Genomic DNA, 18,962 nt, shown 5'->3' on the forward strand with positions numbered 1-18,962 from the left:
ACTTAGCTCAACCGTCCAGTTCGGAATTTGTCGCAGGACAAACTGGGGGGCCACCGGCGGAGATGTTTGCGCCGACGCAACGTCCCGCTCGCCGGAGCGCGGTACGAACAGACTCAGGGTTCGCAAAGAGCGGTGAGCAATGACATGAGCGATGCACAGATCGGGCTAATGACCGCGACACCCATCATCATCGCCTTCGCCATCGCGCTCCGGCGCATGGGCGTGCTGTCGACGGTGGCGACGGTATCGGCGGTGAGCCTCTCCGTCGCGATCGCGACGGTGCTGTTCACGACGCAGTAGCCGGGCACTACCGATGAGGAAAAGATCCGCTATCGCCGGTCGGGCGCCATTCTCGGCAGGATGAGCTGAAACCGCGTCCCCGCGCCGGGCAGGCTCTCGAGCCGGAGCTGCCCACCCAGCCGGTCGACGACGATGCTGTGCACGATATGCAGACCGAGGCCGCTGGCGCCGTCGTGCCGGCGCGTGGTGAAGAATGGGTCGAAGGCCCGCCGTTCCACATCGGGAGCCATGCCGCAGCCGTCATCGGCAAACAGCAGCTCAACGTGGTCATCATTGACCGCACGGAGCGAGACGTTGATCGTCCCGGTCTCACCATCGGAGAACGCGTGCGTCATCGCATTGACTGCGAGGTTGGTGAGCACTTGGCCGAAAGGCCCGGGATAGCTGTCCATGGCGAGATTCGTTTCGCAGTGGAGGCTGAACGCGATGTCGCGCACCCGCAACTGCCGCTCGAACTGCGACAGAACCTGGCCGGCCAGCTCGCCTGCGTCGAAGCTGCGCCGAAGCGACTCGGTCTGGTCAGCCGCCACCTGCTTGAAGGATTGCACCCGCTCGGCGGCGCGACCGAGATTCGTGACCAGCTGCGCCGACGCATCGCTGACCAGTCCCAGAAACCCTGTCAGTGTCGAGCGCTTGAGATTACCCCGCGCGACCTCCGCCGCGAACTGCTCCGCCTTGCGCTGGAGCGTCGATGCCACCGTCAGACTGCTGCCGAGTGGCGTGTTGATCTCGTGCGCGACACCGGCAACCATGCGCCCGAGCGCCGCCAGCTTTTCCGCCTCGATCAGGGTGTCCTGGATATCGCGCAGATGGCGAAGCGCGGTCTCAGCGGCGTCCCTGGCGCTGCGAATCTCCCGCTCGGCGCGCTTGCGTTCGGTGATCTCCTCCGCCGCCACATTGACCGCGACAATCTCGCCATCCGGCATTCGCAGCGGGTGCCAATAAGTAACCCAGGAACGCTCCTCGACCTGATCGGCCCGCTGTCCCGCCACCTCGATACCGATCACGGGCTCGCCCGTCGCGACGATCGAGCGCACAATCTGCTCGACGGAATCCGCCAGGGCCGGCACGCAGTCCCTGACCGTATGTCCAAGATGGCCTTCGACGGATATGCCGCAGATCTCGGTCAGACGCTGGTTGATCAGCAAATAGCGGCAGTCCGGCGACAGACAGGCCAACCCGATCGGGGCGGTGTCGTAGATCAGCTGCAACGCCGGCAAAGTCGAGACCAGCATCAACTCCGAAGCCGGCGATGACCTCACTGTACTCGTCACTCAGGTTCCCCGTGGTCCCTTGCGTCGACCACATGAGATTAGCACGGAATTGACGATCGGTTGATCTAGATCAAGAAGACGCGCCGGCGCCTCTCGTTCCGAGGCTCTGGCGTGAATCGCCTCGTTCAAAACAGAACAAAGGCCCCGATCAATAAACCTGCAGCAAAGGAGCCTAGCCCGAGGGTGCAGACGGAAACGATGCGCAAGAGGATGCGAAGCCGGCCCTCAAATTCATCGTCTGTCATCTCGTGGATATGAGCCGCCACTGGTGCTGCCCTGCCCGTGCCCTGCTCGGCCCCCCCCGGATCTAGTCCCCAAATCATGGTCATCGCGAGGCATCGGTTCCGGTCGCGATGCCGTGATCGAAATTGACGAAAATGGTAGTCGCCTGGCGGGGCGGCGCCAGAGCCTCCCCCGCGACGTGATTTTGCGCCTACCGCCGCTGGTTATACACGTCGATGCACACCGCGCCGAGCAGCACCAGGCCCTTGATCACCTGCTGATAGTCGATGCCGATGCCGAGGATGGACATGCCGTTGTTCATCACGCCCATGATCATGGCGCCGACCACGGCGCCGCCGACGCGCCCCACCCCGCCATAAGCCGAGGCGCCGCCGATGAAGCAGGCGGCGATGACGTCGAGCTCGAAGCCGAGGCCGGCCTTGGGAGTTGCGGTATTAAGGCGAGCGGCAAAGACGAGGCCGGCGAGCGCGGCCAGCACGCCCATGTTGACGAAGGTGAGGAAGGTCAGCCGCTCGGTCTTGATGCCCGACAGGCTTGCCGCCTTGGCGTTGCCGCCGACCGCATAGATCTGCCGGCCGATCACGGTGCGGCGGGTGACGAAGCCGTAGAGCGCGATCAAGGCGCTCATGATCACCAGCACGTTCGGCAGGCCGCGATAGGTCGCGATCAGGTAGGTGAAGTAGAGCACGGCGCAGGCCAGCACCACGCTCTTGCCAAGGAAGAACGCGTAAGGCTCGACCTCGATGCCGTGCGACTGCTCGCGCGCGCGGCTCTTGGCGCTGGCATAGACCAGCCCCAGCGCCAGCACCGCCCCGATCAGCATCGAGGTCGGATGCAGCGTGCCCGCTTCGGGCAGGAACTCCGGAATGAAGCCCGACGACAATTTCTGGAAGGTCGGCGGAAACGGCCCGAGCGACTGCCCCTGCAACACCGCGAGCGCAAGTCCCTTGAACACGAGCATGCCGGCCAATGTCACGATAAAGGACGGTATCTTGAAATAGGCGACCCAATAGCCCTGCGCCGCGCCGATCGCAGCGCCGACCACGAGGCAGGCGATGAAGGCGAGCGTATAGTCGACCTTGTACGTCACCATCAGCAGGGCGGCGACCGCACCGACGAATCCCGCGACCGACCCCACCGAGAGGTCGATGTGGCCGGTGACGATCACGAGCAGCATGCCGAGCGCCATGATGACGATGTAGCTGTTCTGGAGTACCAGATTGGTCAGGTTGAGCGGCTGGAGCAACGTGCCGCCGGTCATGACCTGAAAGAACAGCATGATCGCTATCAGCGACATCAGCATGCCGTAATTGCGCAAATTGTTCTTGATGAAGCTGCCGTGCCGGCGCTCCTCGGGCAGCGACACCGTCTTGTCGGTCATGGCTGCAATCCTCCCATCTCCGCGGCCTCAGGCACGCCGTTTCCGTTGCTTCGTTCGTTGCGCATGATGGCGCGCATGATCTTCTCCTGCGTCGCCTCTGCGCCCTTGAACTCCCCGACGAAGGCGCCGTCGTTCATGACGCAGATGCGATCGCAGATACCGAGCAGCTCGGGCATCTCCGAGGAGATCACCACGACGCCGCGCCCGGCCTCCGCAAGCTCGTTGATGATACAGTAAATCTCGTATTTGGCACCGACATCGATGCCACGGGTCGGCTCGTCCAGGATCAGGACTTTGGGATCGGTCATCAGCCATTTCGACAGCACCACTTTCTGCTGGTTGCCGCCGGAGAGCTGGCCGGTCTCCTGGTACACGTCGGAGCAGCGGATGCGCATGCGGCTCCGGTAGTCGCTGGCAACCTTCAGCTCGGCGATGTCGTCGATCACCCGGCCGGGTGCGACCTGGTCGAGGCTGGCGAGCGTGATGTTCTTGCGGACATCATCGGCCAGGATCAAGCCCAGCTGCTTGCGGTCCTCGGTGACATAGGCAAGGCCGGCGTCGATCGCAGCCGCGACGCTCGGCAGCACGATCTCCCTGCCCTCGAGCCGGATCCGGCCGCTGATAGTGGTGCCCCAGGAGCGGCCGAACAGGCTCATGGCAAACTCGGTGCGGCCGGCGCCCATCAGCCCGGCAATGCCGACGACCTCGCCGCGCTTCACGCCGAAATTGACGTTCTTGATCACCTGCCGCTCGGGATGAATGGGGTGATAGACCGACCAGTTCTCGACGGTCAGGACAGGCGCGCCGATCTTCGCGCTGCGCTCGGGAAAGCGATGGGCGAGATCGCGGTTGACCATGCTGCGGATGATGCGGTCTTCCTGGATCGGCTCGCTGCGGCAGTCGATGCTGTCGACGGTGCGGCCGTCGCGCAGCACGGTGATGTGGTCGGCGACCTTGGCCACCTCGTTGAGCTTGTGCGAGATCAGGATCGAGCCGATGCCCTGCTCGCGGAAGGCCATCAGGCGTTCGAGCAGCGCGGCGCTGTCGGCCTCGTTGAGGCTCGCGGTCGGCTCGTCCAGGATCAGCATCCGCACCCGCTTGGACAGCGCCTTCGCGATCTCGACCAGCTGCTGCTTGCCGACGCCGAGATCCGTGATCAACGTATCGGGCGATTCCTTCAGGCCGACCTGCGCCAACAGCTCGCGCGTGCGCCGGTAGACCTCGTCGCGATCGATGACGCCGAATTTTGACGGCGGATGCGACAGGAAGATGTTCTCCGCGATCGACATCAGCGGGATCAGCGCCAGCTCCTGGTGGATGATGATGATGCCGAGCGCCTCGGAATCGTTGATGTCGCGGAAGCGGCGCTCCTCACCCTCGAAGACGATGGTGCCCTCGTAGCTGCCGTGCGGATAGACTCCGCTGAGCACTTTCATCAGTGTGGATTTTCCGGCACCGTTCTCGCCGACAAGCGCGTGGATCTGCCCGGCCTCGACCGAGAAGTTCACGTCACGCAGAGCCTGCACACCTGAAAAGCTCTTGCTGACGTTGCGCATCTCCAGCATAGCGGTCATGATTTCACATCCCTCGATCGCTGCTAGTTCACCTCTCCCCGCTTGCGGGGAGAGGGAGAAGAGGCTCTCCCCGCAAGCGGGGAGAGGGGAAAGAAAGAAGCTTACTGGAACTGCGACTTCTTGTAGTAGCCGCTGTCGACCAGAGTCTTCTCCCAATTGTCCTTGTAGACCACGACCGGCTTCAAGAGATAGGACGGCACCGTCTTGGCGCCGTTCTCGTAGGTCTTGGTGTCGTTGACGGTGACCTGCTTGCCGGCGAGTGCGGCGTCGACCATGTCGGCGGTCACCTTGGCGAGGTCGCGGGTGTCCTTGAAGATGGTTGAGTACTGGTCGCCGCGCAGCATCGCCTTGATCGAGGGCACCTCGGCGTCCTGGCCCGAGATAACAGGCATCGGCTGACCGGCGCTGCCATAGCCGACGCCCTTCAGCGAGGAGATGATGCCGATCGACAGGCCGTCATACGGCGACAGCACAGCGTTGACCTTCTTGTTGCCGTAGTAGGCGCTGAGCAGATTGTCCATGCGCGCCTGCGCGGTGGCGCCGTCCCAGCGGAGCGTCGCGACCTTGTCCATGCCCATCTGGCCGGAGACGACGACGAGCTTGCCGCTGTCGATGTACGGCTTCAGCACGCTCATCGCGCCGTTGTAGAAGAAGTAGGCGTTGTTGTCGTCGGGCGAGCCGCCGAACAGCTCGATGTTGAACGGGCCCTTGCCGTCCTTGAGGCCGAGCCCCTGCACGAGCGATTCCGCCTGCAGCACGCCGACCTGGAAATTGTCGAAGGTCGCGTAATAGTCGACGTTCGGCGTGCCGCGGATCAGGCGGTCATAGGCGATCACGGTGATGCCTTTTGCTTTCGCCTGCTTGAGCACGTCGGACAGCGTGGTGCCGTCGATCGCGGCGATCACCAGCGCTTTCGCACCCTTGGTCACCATGTTCTCGACCTGCGAGAGCTGGTTCGGGATGTCGTCCTCGGCATATTGCAGGTCGGTGTTGTAGCCGCGCTCCTTCAGCACCTTGACCATGTTGTTGCCGTCGTCGATCCAGCGCGCCGACGATTTCGTCGGCATGGCTATGCCGACCGTCGCCTTGTCCTGGGCGGAGGCGGTGACGCCTGAGGCCATCGTCGCTGCGCCGGCCAGCGCCAGCGCGAGGAATGTCGTCTTCAGTTTCAGCATGTTTTACTCCCTTGGGTGTCAGACTGTTTCTTCGTTTCGTCGAGAGGGTTGGTCGTGTGCGGCTTCGAGCCTCCTATGCGAGCGTGACGTCAGGCTCCGCGCGGCCACGCGCGGATGCCTGCAACAGGAAAGTGCAGCCGGCTTGCGGATCGGCAGCGCGCGCCGCCGCGTCCATATCCTGCCAGGCCGAGGTGACGAGGAGGCGTGACAGATCAGGGCCGACGAAGGCCGGGCAGCTCGACTGCTTTGCCGGCACGCGCAGCGAGCGCAGGCGCTCGCCTTGCGGAGAGTAGACATCGATCCGGCCCGCACCCCAGCAGGCGTTCCAGATCCGCCCGTCGGCGTCGCACACCGAGCCGTCGAGGCCCCCGATGCCGGTGTGGCGCAACAGAACGTCCGGCTCGCCTCGCGGCAAGCCGGTCGCCGGATCAAGCGGAACGGCGTAGAGCACGGCGCGCGCGGTGTCGGCGAAGTAGCCGGTCGCACCGTCCGGTGAAAAGCAGATCGAATTGGGAATGGTGATGCGGGGGAACAGCATCGAGATCTTGCCGCGATGGAACGCGTAGATCGCGCCGGCTCCTGCTTCCGCATTGCGGCCCATGGTGCCGATCCAGAACGTGCCGGACTGGTGCACACGGGCATCGTTGGAGCGCGTCGCGGGATTGTCGGCTTCAAGCGGACAGACCAGCGTCAACGCGCCGCCGGCGAGCTCGCGGATGTAGAGGCCGTCTTCGGCGACGATCAACTGGCGCTCGGCGTCGATGCGCCCGAGACCGCTCGCCATCCGGCCGAGCGCGTGGACGCGAATGCTGCCGCTGTCGAGATTCGCCTCGAACAGCCGCCCCTCGCGGATATCGAACCACCAGGCCGTGTCGGTGGCCAAATCGTAGGTCGGCCCCTCGCCGAGATGGCATGGATCGTCCGAGAGAACCGAGGTCGGCACCTCTTCCATCATGGCGTCCTCACTCCAAAGCGATAGACCGTGTGATGGCGGTAGACCTCGCCGGGATTGAGGCGCGGGCTCGGGAAATCCGGCCGGTTCGGCGCATCCGGCCAGATGTGCGGCTCGAGACACATGGCATCCGACTGCCGGATGAGCTTGCCGCCCTTGCCCGAGATCGTGCCGTCGAGATAGTTGCCGGAATAGACCTGAAGGCCGGGCTGATTGGTCAGGAGCTCCATGATGCGCCCCGAACGCGGCGCCTCCAGCCGGGCCGCGAGAGCAAGCTTGCCGTCACGCCCGAGACAGTAGGTATGGTCGTAGCCCTTGCCGTTCTGCAATTGCTGATCGCGCTCGCGGATGCGCGCGCCGACGGCCTCGCCGTCGCGGAAGTCGAACGGCGTTCCGGCCACCGCGCGCGGCGGCTCAGGCAACGGAATGGCGGTGGGATCGATGGCAAGGAAATGCTCGGCGGCGACCGTCAGCTTGTGGTCGAGAATGGGCGTGCCTGAGCTCGCGCCTTCCAGATTGAAGAAGCTGTGATTGGTCAGGTTGACGATGGTCGGACGGTCGGTTCGCGCCTCCATCGTCAACGACAGCTCGGCCGGGCCAGTGACGCGATAGGTCAGGCGCACGTCGAGCCGGCCGGGATAGTTTTCTTCGCCATGCCGGCTCGAATAGGTGAGCGTGACGCCCGGCTCCGCGCCGTCGTCGATGGCGGCGATCTCCCAGAGCTTGCGATCGAACCCGTCGAGGCCGCCATGCAGCGCATTCGGACCGTTGTTGACCGGAAGCTGCACCGTTTCGCCGTCCAGCGAAAATCGTCCGTTGGCAATGCGGTTGGCGTAGCGGCCGACGGTGGCACCGAAGAACTTTCGTTCGGCGAGATAACCGGCGAACGCGTCATGGCCGAGCACGACGTCGTCGTAACCGCCTTTGGCGTCCGGTGCGATGAGCGCCTGGATCACTGCGCCATGGGTGATGATGCGGGCTTCGAACCCGCCCTCCCCGCGCAGCACGATGCGCTCGACGTTGCGGCCGTCCGGCAGCGTTCCGAAGATGTCTTTTGTTATTTTTGAGCCAGCCATGTTCAGTCCACAAACGGTTCGACGATGTTGCGCTTGCCGAGCAGGAAGGCATCGGCAACGAGACGCAGCGGCGCCAGGTCGACGTCGCGTGCGCCGGTCGCGGTGAGCTTGACGAAGCGCCCGTACAGCTCGCGATATTCCCGATCGGGCGCCTCGGCAACGGTCTTGCCGTCGATCGCCATGCGCCGTCCGCCGCCGGACAACGTCATTTGGCCCTGGTCCGTTTCGACGAGGATATCCCAACTCTGCGGCCCGGTCTGGCGGAAATCGAATTCGGCGGTCACAGGCAGGCCGCCAATATCGGTCAGCGTCAGGTTCGCGGCGATCGGGGCCTGGCAATTGGCTGGAAAGGCCAGCTCGGCCGCGGTGACGAACACCGGACGGGGCAGAATACGGGTCAGGATCGAGAGCGCGTTGATGCCAGGATCGAACACGCCGAGCCCGCCCGGCTCCCAGATCCAGCCCTGCCCGGGATGCCAGACGCGAACGTCTTCCTTCCAGTTGATGTGCACAGACTTGATCTGCCGCGTGAGAAGCCACTCGCGCGCCGGCTCGACCGCGGGCGCATAGCGCGAATGCCAGGTCGCAAACAGCGTTCGCTTGGCCTCCTCCGCCATCGCGATCAGCGGGTCGAGCTCGGCGACGCCGGTGCCGGGCGGCTTCTCCAGCATCACGTGCTTGCCGGCAGCGAGCGCTGCGGCGGCCTGGGCACGCCGTACCTGCGGCGGCGTGCAGAGCGAGACGGCATCGATCGGCGGTCCCTTTTCCAGCAATTCCTCGATGGTCGCAAAATGCGGCACGCCCGGCAGCGATGCGTTGCGGCTCGCGACGGCCGCGAGCGTCGCGCCCGCCGTCGCGGCAATCGCACCGACATGCTGGTCGCGCGCGATCTTGCCGAAGCCGACGATGGCAATGCGAAGTTCGGTCACGCTTTTTCTCCAATATCCGCGGACGGCAGCGCCTCGGCCTCGTGGCGGCGCATACCGTTGTGAATGACATAAACCATCGCTTCCGAGGCGGTCTGGGCGTCGCCGGCGGCGATGCCATCGACGATCTTCTGGTGCCAGAGCAGCACGGTGTCACGGTCCTCCGGCTCGACCGGTGCACTGAGCAGGAAGGAGGCGCGCAGGGCGGCCTCGATGACGTGGCCGATCGAGCGCATGAACAGATTGCCCGATGCGCGCGCCACCGCAACATGGAGCGCGAGGTCGGCGTCGGCAAAGCCGACGGAATCGGAAGCCTCAAACCGCATGCGGTCCATGCAACGACGGAGCTCGGCGAGGTCGTCCTCGGACCGCTGCGCCGCCGCCAGCATGGCCGCGCGCGGCTCGACCGCGAGGCGAATCTCGGCGAGGTCGTTGAGGAAGCGCTTGTCGATGCCGGCGTCCAGATGCCAGGCCAGCACGTCGGCGTCGAACATGTTCCAGGCGGCGCGCTCGCGCACGACGGTCCCAACGCGGGCCTTGGTGGTGAGCAAGCCCTTGGCGACCAGGGTCTTCACGCTCTCGCGCAGCACCGGTCGCGACACGCCGAACATCGCAATCATCTCGGCATCACCAGGCAGGCGCGTTCCCTCGGCGTAGCGGCCGGCGATGATGTCGACGCCGATCGAGCGGGCCACTTCCGCATGGTTGGAGTGAGCCCGGCGCGTCGGGATGACGACGATGCGCGACGTCATGTGGCTGCTCCTGCGCGCTTCGCCGCCGGCCGCCGCGCGAGCGCGACCAGCCCCTGCTGCAAGGCGATGAAAGCGAACAGTAGCACGCCGGTCGCTATCTTGGTCCACCAGCTCGACAGCGTTCCGTCGAAATTGATGTAGGTCTGGATCAGGCCCTGGATCAGCACGCCGAGGAAGGTGCCGATCACCGAGCCCTGCCCGCCCGTGAGCAGCGTGCCGCCGATCACGACGGCCGCGATGGTGTCGAGCTCGACGCCGACCGCGGAGAGCGAGTAGCCGGCGCTGGTGTAGAAGGAGAACACGATGCCGGCGATGCCCGCGAGCAGGCTCGACAGCATGTAGATCCTCACCGTCATCTTGCCGACGGCAACGCCCATCAGGCTCGCGGTCGCCCGGCTGCCGCCGAGCGCGTAGACATTGGCGCCGAACCGGGTGAGATGCAGCAGCAAGGCGCCGCCGATCACGATCACGAGCATGATGATCGCGATCGCCGTCAATCGCCCTCCACCGGGCATCCGCAGCGCGAAGTCCGACACGGTGGAATAGACCGGCGCGGTGATCGGCACCGATTCCGTCGAGAGCAGGAAGCTCGCGCCACGGGCCAGGAACATCCCCGCCAGCGTCACGATGAACGGCGGCAGGTCGAAGACGTGGATCACCGCGCCCATCGCCGCTCCGAAGGCCGCCGAGAGCGCGAGGATCGCGACGAAGGCAAGCAGCGGCGGCACGCCCCAGCGCTCGATCGCAAGCGCCACGAACACCGTGGTGAAACCGATCACCGAGCCGACCGAGAGGTCGATGCCGCCGGAGATGATGACGAAGGTCATGCCGGTCGCGACGATGCCGAGAAAGGCGTTGTCGGTGAGGAGATTGCCGACCACGCGGGTCGAGGCGATGTTGGGAAATTGCACGGCGCAGAGCGCAAAGCCGGCAATGAGCACGATGGCGGTGATGAGGACGGGCGGCAGGCCTTTCATGCTTTGGACCTCCGCAGCCGCGCGGCGATCCCGGCAATCCCCGAAAATTTCGGCGATTGCAGCAGCAGCACCGTCATCACCACAACAGCTTTGACCAGCAAATTGAACTCCGGTGGATAGCCCGACAGCAGAATGCCGGTGTTCATGGTCTGGATGATCAACGCACCGAGCACGGCCAGCACGAGGCTGAAACGGCCGCCGAACAGGGAGGTGCCGCCGATCACCACAGCGAGGATGGCGTCGAGCTCGAGCCAGAGGCCGGCATTGTTGGCATCCGCGCCCATGATGTCGGCCGCCGCGATCACGCCGGCGAGCGCCGCGCAGATGCCGCACCAGACGTAGACCGCCAGGATCATCGCACGCGTGCCGACGCCGGCAAGCTCGCTCGCCCGCGCGTTGCCGCCGGTCGCCTCGATCAGCAGTCCGAGCGCCGAGCCGCGCACCACCGCGCCGGTGAGAATCAGCATGCCCAGGGCGATCACGACCGGCATCGGCACGCCGAGCACCGCGCCATTGCCAAGCCAGACCAGATCCGGCGAGGAGAAGGTCACGATACGCCCCTCGGTAATGAGTTGCGCGATGCCGCGTCCTGCCACCATCAGGATCAGCGTCGCCACGATCGGCTGCATGCCGAGCACCGCGACGAGAAATCCGTTCCACAATCCGCAGATCAGGCCAGCGCCGAGCGCGGCCGCGAGGACCACGGCCAGACTATGCGTGTCGGCAAGGCTCGCCGCGATCGCGCCCGAGATGGCCATGACCGCACCGACCGACAGATCGATGCCGCGCGTCGCGATCACCAGCACCATGCCGAGCGAGAGCAACGCCACCGGCGTGCCGCGGTTGAGCACGTCGATCAGACTGCCGAACAGCCGGCCGTCCTGGAGACGCAGATCGAAGAATTGCGGCGACACGATGCGATCGACCGCCAGGATGACGATCAGCGCGAGGATCTGGGCAAGGCCGCGGCGCGGCAACAGCGCTGTCATGCCCGGCCCTCATGTGCGACAGCCGCGCCATCGGCGGCGATGGCCGCGAGGATGTTGCCGACGTCGATCGCCTCGCCCGCGAGCTCCTCGACATGGGCGCGGTCGCGCAACACGACGACGCGGTCGGAATAGGTCACGATCTCATCCAGCTCGGAGGAGATCACGAGCAGCGCCAGCCCGTCGTCGCAGAGCTCGCGGATCAGGCGGATGATCTCGGCATGCGCGCCGACGTCGATGCCGCGGGTCGGCTCGTCCAGCACCAGGAGGCGCGGCGAGGTCGCGAGCCAGCGCGCCAGCAGCACTTTCTGCTGATTGCCGCCGGACAGCAGGCCCACGGCGCGCTCCGGATCGGGCGGGCGGATGTCGAGCATCTTGACGTAGCGGCCTGCGATCTCGTCCTGTTCGCGGCGCGACAGCGGCCGGTGCAGGCCGCGCTTGGCCTGGAGCGCGAGCACGATGTTCTCGCGCACGGTGAGCTCGGCGACGATGCCGTCGGTCTTGCGTTCCTCCGGGCAATAGCCAAAGCCGTGGCGCACGCCGTCGCGCGGCGACTGCAGCCGCACGGGCGCCCCCTCCACCCTCGCCTGCCCGCCATCGGCGCGCTCGGCGCCGAACACCAGCCGCGCCGTTTCGGTCCGGCCCGAGCCGAGCAGGCCGGCGAGACCCACGACCTCGCCATGGCGCAGCTCGAGATTGAACGGCGCGACATAGCCGGCCTTGCCATAATTCTCGAAACTTGCGCAGACCTCGCGCACCTGATGCTCTCCCGCCGACGCGCGGGCGCTGGTGGTCTCGGCCAGCTCACGGCCGAGCATCATCCGGATCAGTTCGAGCCGCGGCAGCGGGGCGGTCTCGCGCTCGCCGACCAGGCGGCCGTTGCGCAACACCGTGATGCGGTCGGAGATCTCGTAGACCTGATCGAGGAAGTGACTGACGAATACGATGCCGATGCCGCGCTTGGCGAGCTGACGCATGATGCCAAAGAGAATCTCGACCTCGTGACGGTCGAGGCTCGCTGTGGGCTCGTCCAGGATCAACACGCGCGCGGAGAGATCGACGGCCCGCGCAATCGCGGTGACGTGCTGAACGGCGACGGAATAGCTGCCGAGCGGCGCGGCGACGTCGATATCGAGGCCGAAGTCCGTGAGAAGCGCCTTGGCGCGACGCCGCATCTCGCCTTCACGCACGATGCCGAAGCGCATCGGCTGTCGGTCGAGGAACAGGTTCTGCGCGACCGAGAGATTCGGCAGCAGATTGACCTCCTGGTAGACGGTGGCGATACCGGCCTGGAGCGCGGCCTTGGCCGAGCGCGGCGCGACCTCCTCGCCGCCGAGCCGGACAATGCCGGCATCGCGAGGGAATACGCCGGTGATCACCTTGATCATCGTGGATTTGCCGGCGCCGTTCTCACCCAGCAGCGCATGAATCTCGCCGGCACGAAGCGTGAAGTCGACCTCCTGCAACGCACGCACAGCACCGAAGCTTTTGCTGATCCCGCGCACCTCCAGCAGGGAAGGAGCAGGATCGGGGCTGTTCTCCATAACGACGTCACTCCCACCGGCGTCCGCTTATGCTGCGGACACCCAGCCTATTCGTTCGCGCAGCGGTTTCGAAGGGGGCTGCCGGACCACGGGGGAGCGGTCCGGCGCTGCGCCGCCTCAGTAACCGAGGCCCTTCTTGCTGTCGTAGATCTTCTGCGGATCGTCGGCCGCTGTATAGAGCTTGGAGTCGGTCTGGATCCACTTGGGCGGAACGGTGCCCTTGTCCTTGAAGGCCGCGATGGCATCGAGCGCGGGGCCGGCCATGTTCGGCGTCAGCTCGACGGTGGCGTTGGCTTCGCCGGCAGCCATGGCCTTGAAGATGTCCGGGACCGCATCGATCGAGACGGTGAGGATCTCCTTGCCCGGCTTGAGGCCGGCTTCCTTCATCGCCTGGATCGCGCCGACCATCATGTCGTCATTGTGCGCGTAAACGGCGCAGATCGACTTGCCGCCGCCTTCGGCCTTGATGAAGCTCTCCATCACCTCCTTGCCCTTGGCGCGGGTGAAGTCGCCGGTCTGGCTGCGCACCACCTTGAGGTTCGCATGCTTGGCGATGGCGGTGTCAAAGCCCTTCTTGCGGTTGGCGGCGACGCTGGCGCCGACCGTACCCTGCAATTCGACGACGTTGCAGGCCTTGCCGCCGACGGTCTTGGCCAGCCAGTCGCCGGCAACCTCGCCTTCATGCACGCTGTCGGAGGTCACGGCGGTGAGATAGAGCTCCTTGCCGGAGGGATCGATGTCGCGGTCGAGCAGCACGACCGGGATCTTGGCCTCCTTGGCTTCCTTCAGCACCGAGTCCCAACCGGTCGAGACCACAGGTGCAAGGAAGATCGCATCGACGTTCTGCGCGATGAAGGAGCGGATCGCCTTGATCTGGTTCTCCTGCTTCTGCTGCGCGTCGGCGATCTTGAGATTGACCTTTCGCTTGGCAGCCTCCTGCTTGGAGACCGACGTCTCGGCCGCGCGCCAGCCGGATTCCGATCCGATCTGCGAGAAGCCGATGGTGAGCTCGGCGGCGTTGGCCGGCAGCGCGAGCAGCAACGCGGCCGTGGCGCTGGCCGCAAAGAGGGCTTTGAGGATCATCAGGCGTGTCTCCCAAAAGACGTGTCTTAATGTTGTCTCGGGGGCCTGTTGGTAACATGGCACCCGAAGACGCCCTTTCCGGGCGACGGGAGGCACTATTTCACGGAAAATCGGTTCCGACTAGTAATATTATCTGACTATTTGCACGGAACCGCGCGTCGGCGAGATGGACGGTCCTATGACACGCCCAGCGCGATTTTGTTCCCGAGATGCAACGGGGAGATGAAGGAAATGATGGGGGATCGGCCGACGCCACATCGTCATGGCCGGGCTTGTCCCGGCCATCCACGGCCTTGGCATGCGGTACGAAGAACGTGGATGCCCGGGACAAGCCCGGGCATGACGTCCTCCAACAATTCGCCTTCGCGAAAACTAAATCAGCTTCCGTTGCGCGAGGTTCTTCATCAGCGCGCCGATTCCAAAAGTCCAGGGCTCGCACTCGTCGCTGGTGCGCATGCGGTTGATGAGCTTGCCGAGCTGGGGCGCTGCGATCGTGACGATGTCGTCGCGCTTGTGGGTGAACCCCTGCCCCGGCGCATCGCGATCCTTGACGGGGGCGAACATCGTGCCGAGGAACAGCACAAAGCCGTCGGGGTATTGATGGACCTTGCCGATCGTCTGCTCGACGAGGTCCGTGGGATCGCGGCTGATCATGCTGATCGAGGAATGGCCATCGAGGACGAAACCGTCCGCGCCCTTCACGTTCAGGCTGATATCGAGCTTGCGGGCGTCGTCGAGTGTGAAGCTGTCGTCGAACAGGCGCAGCAGCGGGCCGATCGCGCAGGAGGCGTTGTTGTCCTTGGCCTTCGACAACAGCAGCGCCGAACGCCCCTCGAAGTCGCGCAGATTGACGTCGTTGCCGAGCGCGCCGCCGACGATCTTGCCGCGGCTCGACACGAACAGCACGAGCTCGGGCTCGGGATTATTCCAGGTCGACTTCGGATGCAGGCCGGCATCCATGCCGGTGCCGACTGACGACAGCGTCGGCGCCTTGGTGAAGACCTCGGCATCCGGACCGATGCCGACTTCGAGATATTGGCTCCAGGCGTTCTGATCGATCAGCACCTGCTTCAAATGCATCGCCTGGTCGGAGCCCGGCTTGAGCTTCGACAAATCGTCGCCGATCAACCGCGTCACTTCTTTCCGGATCGCTTCGGCCGAGGCCGGATTGCCCTTGGCGCGCTCTTCGATGACGCGCTCCAGCATCGAGATGGCGAAGGTGACGCCGGCGGCCTTCAGGGTCTGGAGATCGAGGGGCGCAAGCAGCCACGGCTTTTTCGGATCGCGCCCATCTGGCGCCGTGTTGGCCACGATCGCTTCGAGATCGCCGATGCGCTCGCCCTTGACCGCGGCGAGCGCCTTGGCCGGATTGTCTTCCTCGCAGAGCGCGCTGACGGTCGGAAACCTGGCGGTGACGTCGAAGACGCCGTCTCCACGGACGGCGACAACGGCCGGGCCGTTCGCCTGCGGCAGCCAGACGCGGCCGACCAGCGTCCCATTCGTTCCATCCTCGGGGAGAAGATCTCTAACAGACAGTGTCGTCATGGCCGCGTCCTCGCTCTTTCTCGGATCGGCCACGCTGAAATAGCAGCCGATCCCATTGGCGAAGACCAATAAACGTCTGGCAGGGGAAGTCCAGACCGGCCGCGAAAGTCGCTATGCCCCTGCCCGGGCCTTTATGCGCCTGCTCGCGCTTTGCGCGCCGCGATCTGCTGGAGCGCCCAACGCGCGTTCTTGCGAACGTCAGGGTCGGCATCGTCGGCGATGACCGCCAGGAACGCCTCACCGTCGGGATGGGCGATCTCACCGAGCGCGGCGGCCGCCTCCTTCCGCAAATTGGCCTGGTCGTGGTTGATGCAATTGCCGATCGGGCGTACCGCGCGCTCGATCTTCATCTTGCCGAGGCTGCGGATCGCCTTCAGCCGCACCTGCCAGAACTCGTCGGCGAGCGAGCCGACAAGCTGATCGGCCGCGAGCGAACCGTTGACGTTGAGGCCCAGCGTTTCCGCGGCCATCTCGCGCACCATCCAGTCCGAGTCCTTCAGCCCGCGTGTGATCGTCTCGGCCGCGGGCTTCAGCTGCGAGAAGGCCAGCGCGCTCACTGCGGCGCGGCGGACATGGGCGTCAGGATCGTTGATCAGCGCGGTCAGCGCGGGGATGGATTCCTCCAGCTTGAGGAAGCCGATCACGCCGATCGCCTGCACGCGAACGGCCGCATCTTGATCCAGGAGCGCTTCCAGCGCCGGCTTCAGCGTGTCCTTGCAGCGCAGCTCCTTCAGCGCGCGCAGCGCGCCCATGCGGACGAAGGCGTGGGCGTGCTTGACCAGCGGAAGAATGACTTCAGCGCAGGCGGGATCCTTGAATTCGGCCATGCTGTCGGCCGCGGCCGCCGCCACGATTCTTTCGGGATCGACCAGCAGCTTGACCAGCCCATTCGCGGCCTCCGGCCCGTCGAACTCGCCAAGCGCCATCGCGACCTGCTGGCGCACGCCGGCATCGGGATCGGCGACCATGTTGGCGAGATGCGCGACGGCTGCGGGATCGCCGGAGTGACCGAGCGCGATGATGGCGACGCGGCGCTCGGCGGGATCGGCAGCTTGCAACCGCTCGTCGGCGTCTTCGAGGTCGTCATAGGACTCGAACGGGCTCGACATGATCACCTCAACAGATAGGGAATATTGACGGTGACGGCGCCGGTCGGGCAATCGGCCTCGCAAGGCATGCAATACCAACACTCGTCATAGGCCATGTAGGCCTTGCCGGTCATGTCGCTGATGCGGAGCACGTCGAGCGGGCAGACGTCGACGCACACGGTGCAGCCCTTGTCGGCGATGCATTTGGCGTCGTCGACGACCACCGGAACGGATGTCTGATAGGACGCGAGAGGCATTTTATGTCTCCTGTTGCGATGTTGCGGTGGATCAGGCGGAGGCGCGGATGCGCTGCTTGTCGTAGAGATCCTTCTCGTCGTCGGCGATCGGCACGACATAGGGCTCCACGGCGCGCTTCTCGCTGGTCATCTTGCCGTTCTGCTTGGAGAGCAGCGTGTGGCAGAACCAGTTCTCGTTGTCCTTCTCCGGGAAATCCGTGCGCCAGTGATAGAGGCCCCAGCGGCTCTCCTCGCGGTACAACGAGGCGTGCACCGCCATGTCGGCGCAGTCCATGATCGACTGCACTTCGAGCGCCCGAAGCAACTCGTGCGCGTTGCGCGCGATCATCCGCTCCTGCATGTCCTGCCGCGTCTCGGCGAGGCGGCGCATACCGAGCTCGTATTTGCGCGTGACCTTCGGCGGCTGGAGATAGTCGTTGACGAGGCGGCGGGTCTTGTACTCGACCTGGTTCGGCGGAATGCCGTCCTCGCGTTTGGTCGGCGCCAGCACGCGGTCGTGCTCCCTGGCGACATCGGTCGCATCGAACTCCGCAAAGTCGTGGTTGTCGGCGAACTCCATGGCGTCGATGCCGGCGACCGAGCCGTTGGTGAAGGCGCCGAGCATGTAATTGTGCGGCACGCTCGCCATATCGCCGGCAGCGTAGAGGCCGGGAACGGTGGTGCGGGCATTGTCGTCGACGAACACACCGGAGGCGCTGTGGCCGGAGCAGAACCCGATCTCGGAGATGTGCATCTCGATCGACTCGCTGCGATAATCGACGCCGCGCCCCTGCTGGAACAGGCCGCGCGTGGGACGCTCGACCTTGTGCAGCGTGGATTCGATCTCGGAGATGGTGTCGGGATGGAGATGCTTGAGCTGGAGGAACACCGGGCCCTTGCCTGACAGCAGCTCGTTGTAAAACTCCAGCATCATCTGGCCGGACCAGTAGTCGCATTCGATGAAGCGCGATCCCTCGTTGTTGGCGGTAAAGGCGCCGAAGGGACCGGCGACATAGGCGCAGGCCGGGCCGTTATAATCCTTGATCAGCGGATTGATCTGGTAGCATTCGAGGTTCGCCAGCGCGGCACCGGCGTGATAGGCCATGGCATAGCCGTCGCCGGAATTGGCGGCGTTCTCGTAGGTGCCGAACATGTAGCCGGAGGTCGGCAGACCAAGCCTGCCGGCGGCGCCCATGCAGAGGATCACGGCCTTGGCCTTGATCACCAGGATCTCGGCGGTGCGGGTGTTGACGGAGATCGCGCCGGCGATACGGCCGTCGGACGATTTGAGCAGCCGCGTCGCCATGTAGCGGTTGGAGATCAGGATGCGGGCGCGGCGGAGCTGGCGGTAGAGCGCCTTCTTGACCGTCTCGCCGTTCGGCATCGGCAGAACGTAGGTGCCGATGTGGTGCACCTTCTTGACGGCGTAGTCGCCGTTCTCGTTCTTGAGGAAGCGGATGCCGAAACTGTCGAGCTCTTCGATGATCTTGTAGCAATTCTGGGCGTATTTATAGACCGCCTTCTGATCGACGATGCCGTCGTTGGCGATGGTGATTTCCTTGGTGTACTGCTCCGGCGTCGCGTAGCCGGGGATGACGGCGTTGTTGAGCCCGTCCATGCCCATCGAGATCGCGCCGGAGCGCTTGACGTTGGCCTTCTCGAGCAGGACGACATTGGCCTTCGGGTTCTTCAGTTTTGCTTTCAGCGCTGCCATCGGGCCGGCCGTGCCGCCGCCGATGACGAGCACGTCGCAGGAAACCTCCGAAAGTCCGTCGACGATCTCATCTAGTGCCATCACTTGCTCCTGGTTCGCCGGTCCGGCGCCTTCGCATCAGATTTGTTCAGGTGGT

The 18,962-nt window shown here is 65.0% G+C and carries 17 protein-coding genes; 1 reads left to right on the plus strand and 16 read right to left on the minus strand.

Annotated elements, in window-relative coordinates; genetic code table 11:
• The first annotated feature begins 144 nt into the window (after window positions 1-144).
• Window positions 145-300, plus strand: a complete 156-nt coding sequence (locus IVB46_RS23405; RefSeq protein ID WP_085965373.1) for a hypothetical protein — start codon at window positions 145-147, stop codon at window positions 298-300.
• 29 nt (window positions 301-329) lie between these two features.
• Here the strand turns inward: IVB46_RS23405 and IVB46_RS23410 are convergent, their stop codons facing one another.
• The 16 genes from IVB46_RS23410 to IVB46_RS23485 all read right to left on the minus strand — a co-directional run bounded on the left by IVB46_RS23410 (window position 330) and on the right by IVB46_RS23485 (window position 18,907).
• Window positions 330-1,535, minus strand: a complete 1,206-nt coding sequence (locus IVB46_RS23410; RefSeq protein WP_247308660.1) for an ATP-binding protein — start codon at window positions 1,533-1,535, stop codon at window positions 330-332.
• Window positions 1,536-2,007: 472 nt separating this feature from the next.
• On the minus strand, window positions 2,008-3,198 hold the full coding sequence (gene mmsB / locus IVB46_RS23415; protein ID WP_085399414.1) for a multiple monosaccharide ABC transporter permease: 1,191 nt from the start codon (window positions 3,196-3,198) through the stop codon (window positions 2,008-2,010).
• Window positions 3,195-4,772, minus strand: a complete 1,578-nt coding sequence (mmsA, locus tag IVB46_RS23420; protein ID WP_247308658.1) for a multiple monosaccharide ABC transporter ATP-binding protein — start codon at window positions 4,770-4,772, stop codon at window positions 3,195-3,197. Before mmsA ends, mmsB begins: the two co-directional genes overlap by 4 nt.
• A 101-nt stretch (window positions 4,773-4,873) precedes the next feature.
• Window positions 4,874-5,947 (minus strand): multiple monosaccharide ABC transporter substrate-binding protein, encoded by a 1,074-nt coding sequence (gene chvE, locus IVB46_RS23425; protein ID WP_063984479.1) that lies wholly within the window; start codon window positions 5,945-5,947, stop codon window positions 4,874-4,876.
• A gap of 73 nt (window positions 5,948-6,020) precedes the next feature.
• Window positions 6,021-6,899 carry an SMP-30/gluconolactonase/LRE family protein gene (locus tag IVB46_RS23430; protein ID WP_247309115.1) on the minus strand — a complete coding sequence of 293 codons (879 nt, stop codon included), beginning with the start codon at window positions 6,897-6,899 and terminating at the stop codon, window positions 6,021-6,023.
• Window positions 6,899-7,975, minus strand: coding sequence for an aldose epimerase family protein (locus tag IVB46_RS23435; protein WP_247308656.1), 1,077 nt, complete (start codon window positions 7,973-7,975; stop codon window positions 6,899-6,901). Before IVB46_RS23435 ends, IVB46_RS23430 begins: the two co-directional genes overlap by 1 nt.
• Before the next feature lie 2 nt (window positions 7,976-7,977).
• The gene (locus IVB46_RS23440) at window positions 7,978-8,904 is read right to left on the minus strand and encodes a Gfo/Idh/MocA family oxidoreductase (protein WP_247308653.1); all 927 of its coding nucleotides are present in this window, start codon (window positions 8,902-8,904) and stop codon (window positions 7,978-7,980) included.
• Window positions 8,901-9,653, minus strand: a complete 753-nt coding sequence (locus tag IVB46_RS23445; RefSeq protein WP_028150313.1) for a FadR/GntR family transcriptional regulator — start codon at window positions 9,651-9,653, stop codon at window positions 8,901-8,903. Before IVB46_RS23445 ends, IVB46_RS23440 begins: the two co-directional genes overlap by 4 nt.
• Entirely contained in the window at window positions 9,650-10,630 is a 981-nt protein-coding gene (gene yjfF, locus IVB46_RS23450; RefSeq protein WP_247308651.1) for a galactofuranose ABC transporter, permease protein YjfF, read from the minus strand. Before yjfF ends, IVB46_RS23445 begins: the two co-directional genes overlap by 4 nt.
• Entirely contained in the window at window positions 10,627-11,619 is a 993-nt protein-coding gene (locus tag IVB46_RS23455) for an ABC transporter permease (RefSeq protein ID WP_071915511.1), read from the minus strand. The genes yjfF and IVB46_RS23455 overlap by 4 nt, the downstream gene beginning before the upstream one ends.
• The gene (locus tag IVB46_RS23460) at window positions 11,616-13,160 is read right to left on the minus strand and encodes a sugar ABC transporter ATP-binding protein (RefSeq protein WP_247308649.1); all 1,545 of its coding nucleotides are present in this window, start codon (window positions 13,158-13,160) and stop codon (window positions 11,616-11,618) included. The genes IVB46_RS23455 and IVB46_RS23460 overlap by 4 nt, the downstream gene beginning before the upstream one ends.
• A gap of 117 nt (window positions 13,161-13,277) precedes the next feature.
• Window positions 13,278-14,243 (minus strand): galactofuranose ABC transporter, galactofuranose-binding protein YtfQ, encoded by a 966-nt coding sequence (gene ytfQ / locus IVB46_RS23465; RefSeq protein WP_247308647.1) that lies wholly within the window; start codon window positions 14,241-14,243, stop codon window positions 13,278-13,280.
• Window positions 14,244-14,615: 372 nt separating this feature from the next.
• Complete coding sequence (locus tag IVB46_RS23470; RefSeq protein ID WP_247308645.1) at window positions 14,616-15,788, minus strand: fumarylacetoacetate hydrolase family protein; 1,173 nt, start codon at window positions 15,786-15,788, stop codon at window positions 14,616-14,618.
• Between the two features lie 131 nt (window positions 15,789-15,919).
• Window positions 15,920-16,897 (minus strand): HEAT repeat domain-containing protein, encoded by a 978-nt coding sequence (locus tag IVB46_RS23475; protein ID WP_247308643.1) that lies wholly within the window; start codon window positions 16,895-16,897, stop codon window positions 15,920-15,922.
• Between the two features lie 2 nt (window positions 16,898-16,899).
• Entirely contained in the window at window positions 16,900-17,133 is a 234-nt protein-coding gene (locus tag IVB46_RS23480; RefSeq protein ID WP_008141081.1) for a ferredoxin family protein, read from the minus strand.
• 31 nt (window positions 17,134-17,164) lie between these two features.
• Window positions 17,165-18,907, minus strand: a complete 1,743-nt coding sequence (locus IVB46_RS23485; RefSeq protein ID WP_247308641.1) for a fumarate reductase/succinate dehydrogenase flavoprotein subunit — start codon at window positions 18,905-18,907, stop codon at window positions 17,165-17,167.
• Window positions 18,908-18,962 lie beyond the last annotated feature (55 nt).

Source organism: Bradyrhizobium sp. 61 (assembly GCF_023073075.1).
Taxonomy (GTDB): domain Bacteria; phylum Pseudomonadota; class Alphaproteobacteria; order Rhizobiales; family Xanthobacteraceae; genus Bradyrhizobium; species Bradyrhizobium barranii.

Coding starts and splice junctions, on each gene's coding strand:
- IVB46_RS23410 (WP_247308660.1), bottom strand. CDS start 1,535: ATGCTGGTCTCGACTTTGCCGGCGTTGCAGCTGATCTACGACACCGCC.
- IVB46_RS23460 (WP_247308649.1), bottom strand. CDS start 13,160: ATGGAGAACAGCCCCGATCCTGCTCCTTCCCTGCTGGAGGTGCGCGGG.
- IVB46_RS23485 (WP_247308641.1), bottom strand. CDS start 18,907: ATGGCACTAGATGAGATCGTCGACGGACTTTCGGAGGTTTCCTGCGAC.
- IVB46_RS23480 (WP_008141081.1), bottom strand. CDS start 17,133: ATGCCTCTCGCGTCCTATCAGACATCCGTTCCGGTGGTCGTCGACGAC.
- chvE (WP_063984479.1), bottom strand. CDS start 5,947: ATGCTGAAACTGAAGACGACATTCCTCGCGCTGGCGCTGGCCGGCGCA.
- IVB46_RS23435 (WP_247308656.1), bottom strand. CDS start 7,975: ATGGCTGGCTCAAAAATAACAAAAGACATCTTCGGAACGCTGCCGGAC.
- IVB46_RS23430 (WP_247309115.1), bottom strand. CDS start 6,899: ATGGAAGAGGTGCCGACCTCGGTTCTCTCGGACGATCCATGCCATCTC.
- mmsB (WP_085399414.1), bottom strand. CDS start 3,198: ATGACCGACAAGACGGTGTCGCTGCCCGAGGAGCGCCGGCACGGCAGC.
- IVB46_RS23405 (WP_085965373.1), top strand. CDS start 145: ATGAGCGATGCACAGATCGGGCTAATGACCGCGACACCCATCATCATC.
- IVB46_RS23445 (WP_028150313.1), bottom strand. CDS start 9,653: ATGACGTCGCGCATCGTCGTCATCCCGACGCGCCGGGCTCACTCCAAC.
- IVB46_RS23470 (WP_247308645.1), bottom strand. CDS start 15,788: ATGACGACACTGTCTGTTAGAGATCTTCTCCCCGAGGATGGAACGAAT.
- yjfF (WP_247308651.1), bottom strand. CDS start 10,630: ATGAAAGGCCTGCCGCCCGTCCTCATCACCGCCATCGTGCTCATTGCC.
- ytfQ (WP_247308647.1), bottom strand. CDS start 14,243: ATGATCCTCAAAGCCCTCTTTGCGGCCAGCGCCACGGCCGCGTTGCTG.
- mmsA (WP_247308658.1), bottom strand. CDS start 4,772: ATGACCGCTATGCTGGAGATGCGCAACGTCAGCAAGAGCTTTTCAGGT.
- IVB46_RS23455 (WP_071915511.1), bottom strand. CDS start 11,619: ATGACAGCGCTGTTGCCGCGCCGCGGCCTTGCCCAGATCCTCGCGCTG.
- IVB46_RS23475 (WP_247308643.1), bottom strand. CDS start 16,897: ATGTCGAGCCCGTTCGAGTCCTATGACGACCTCGAAGACGCCGACGAG.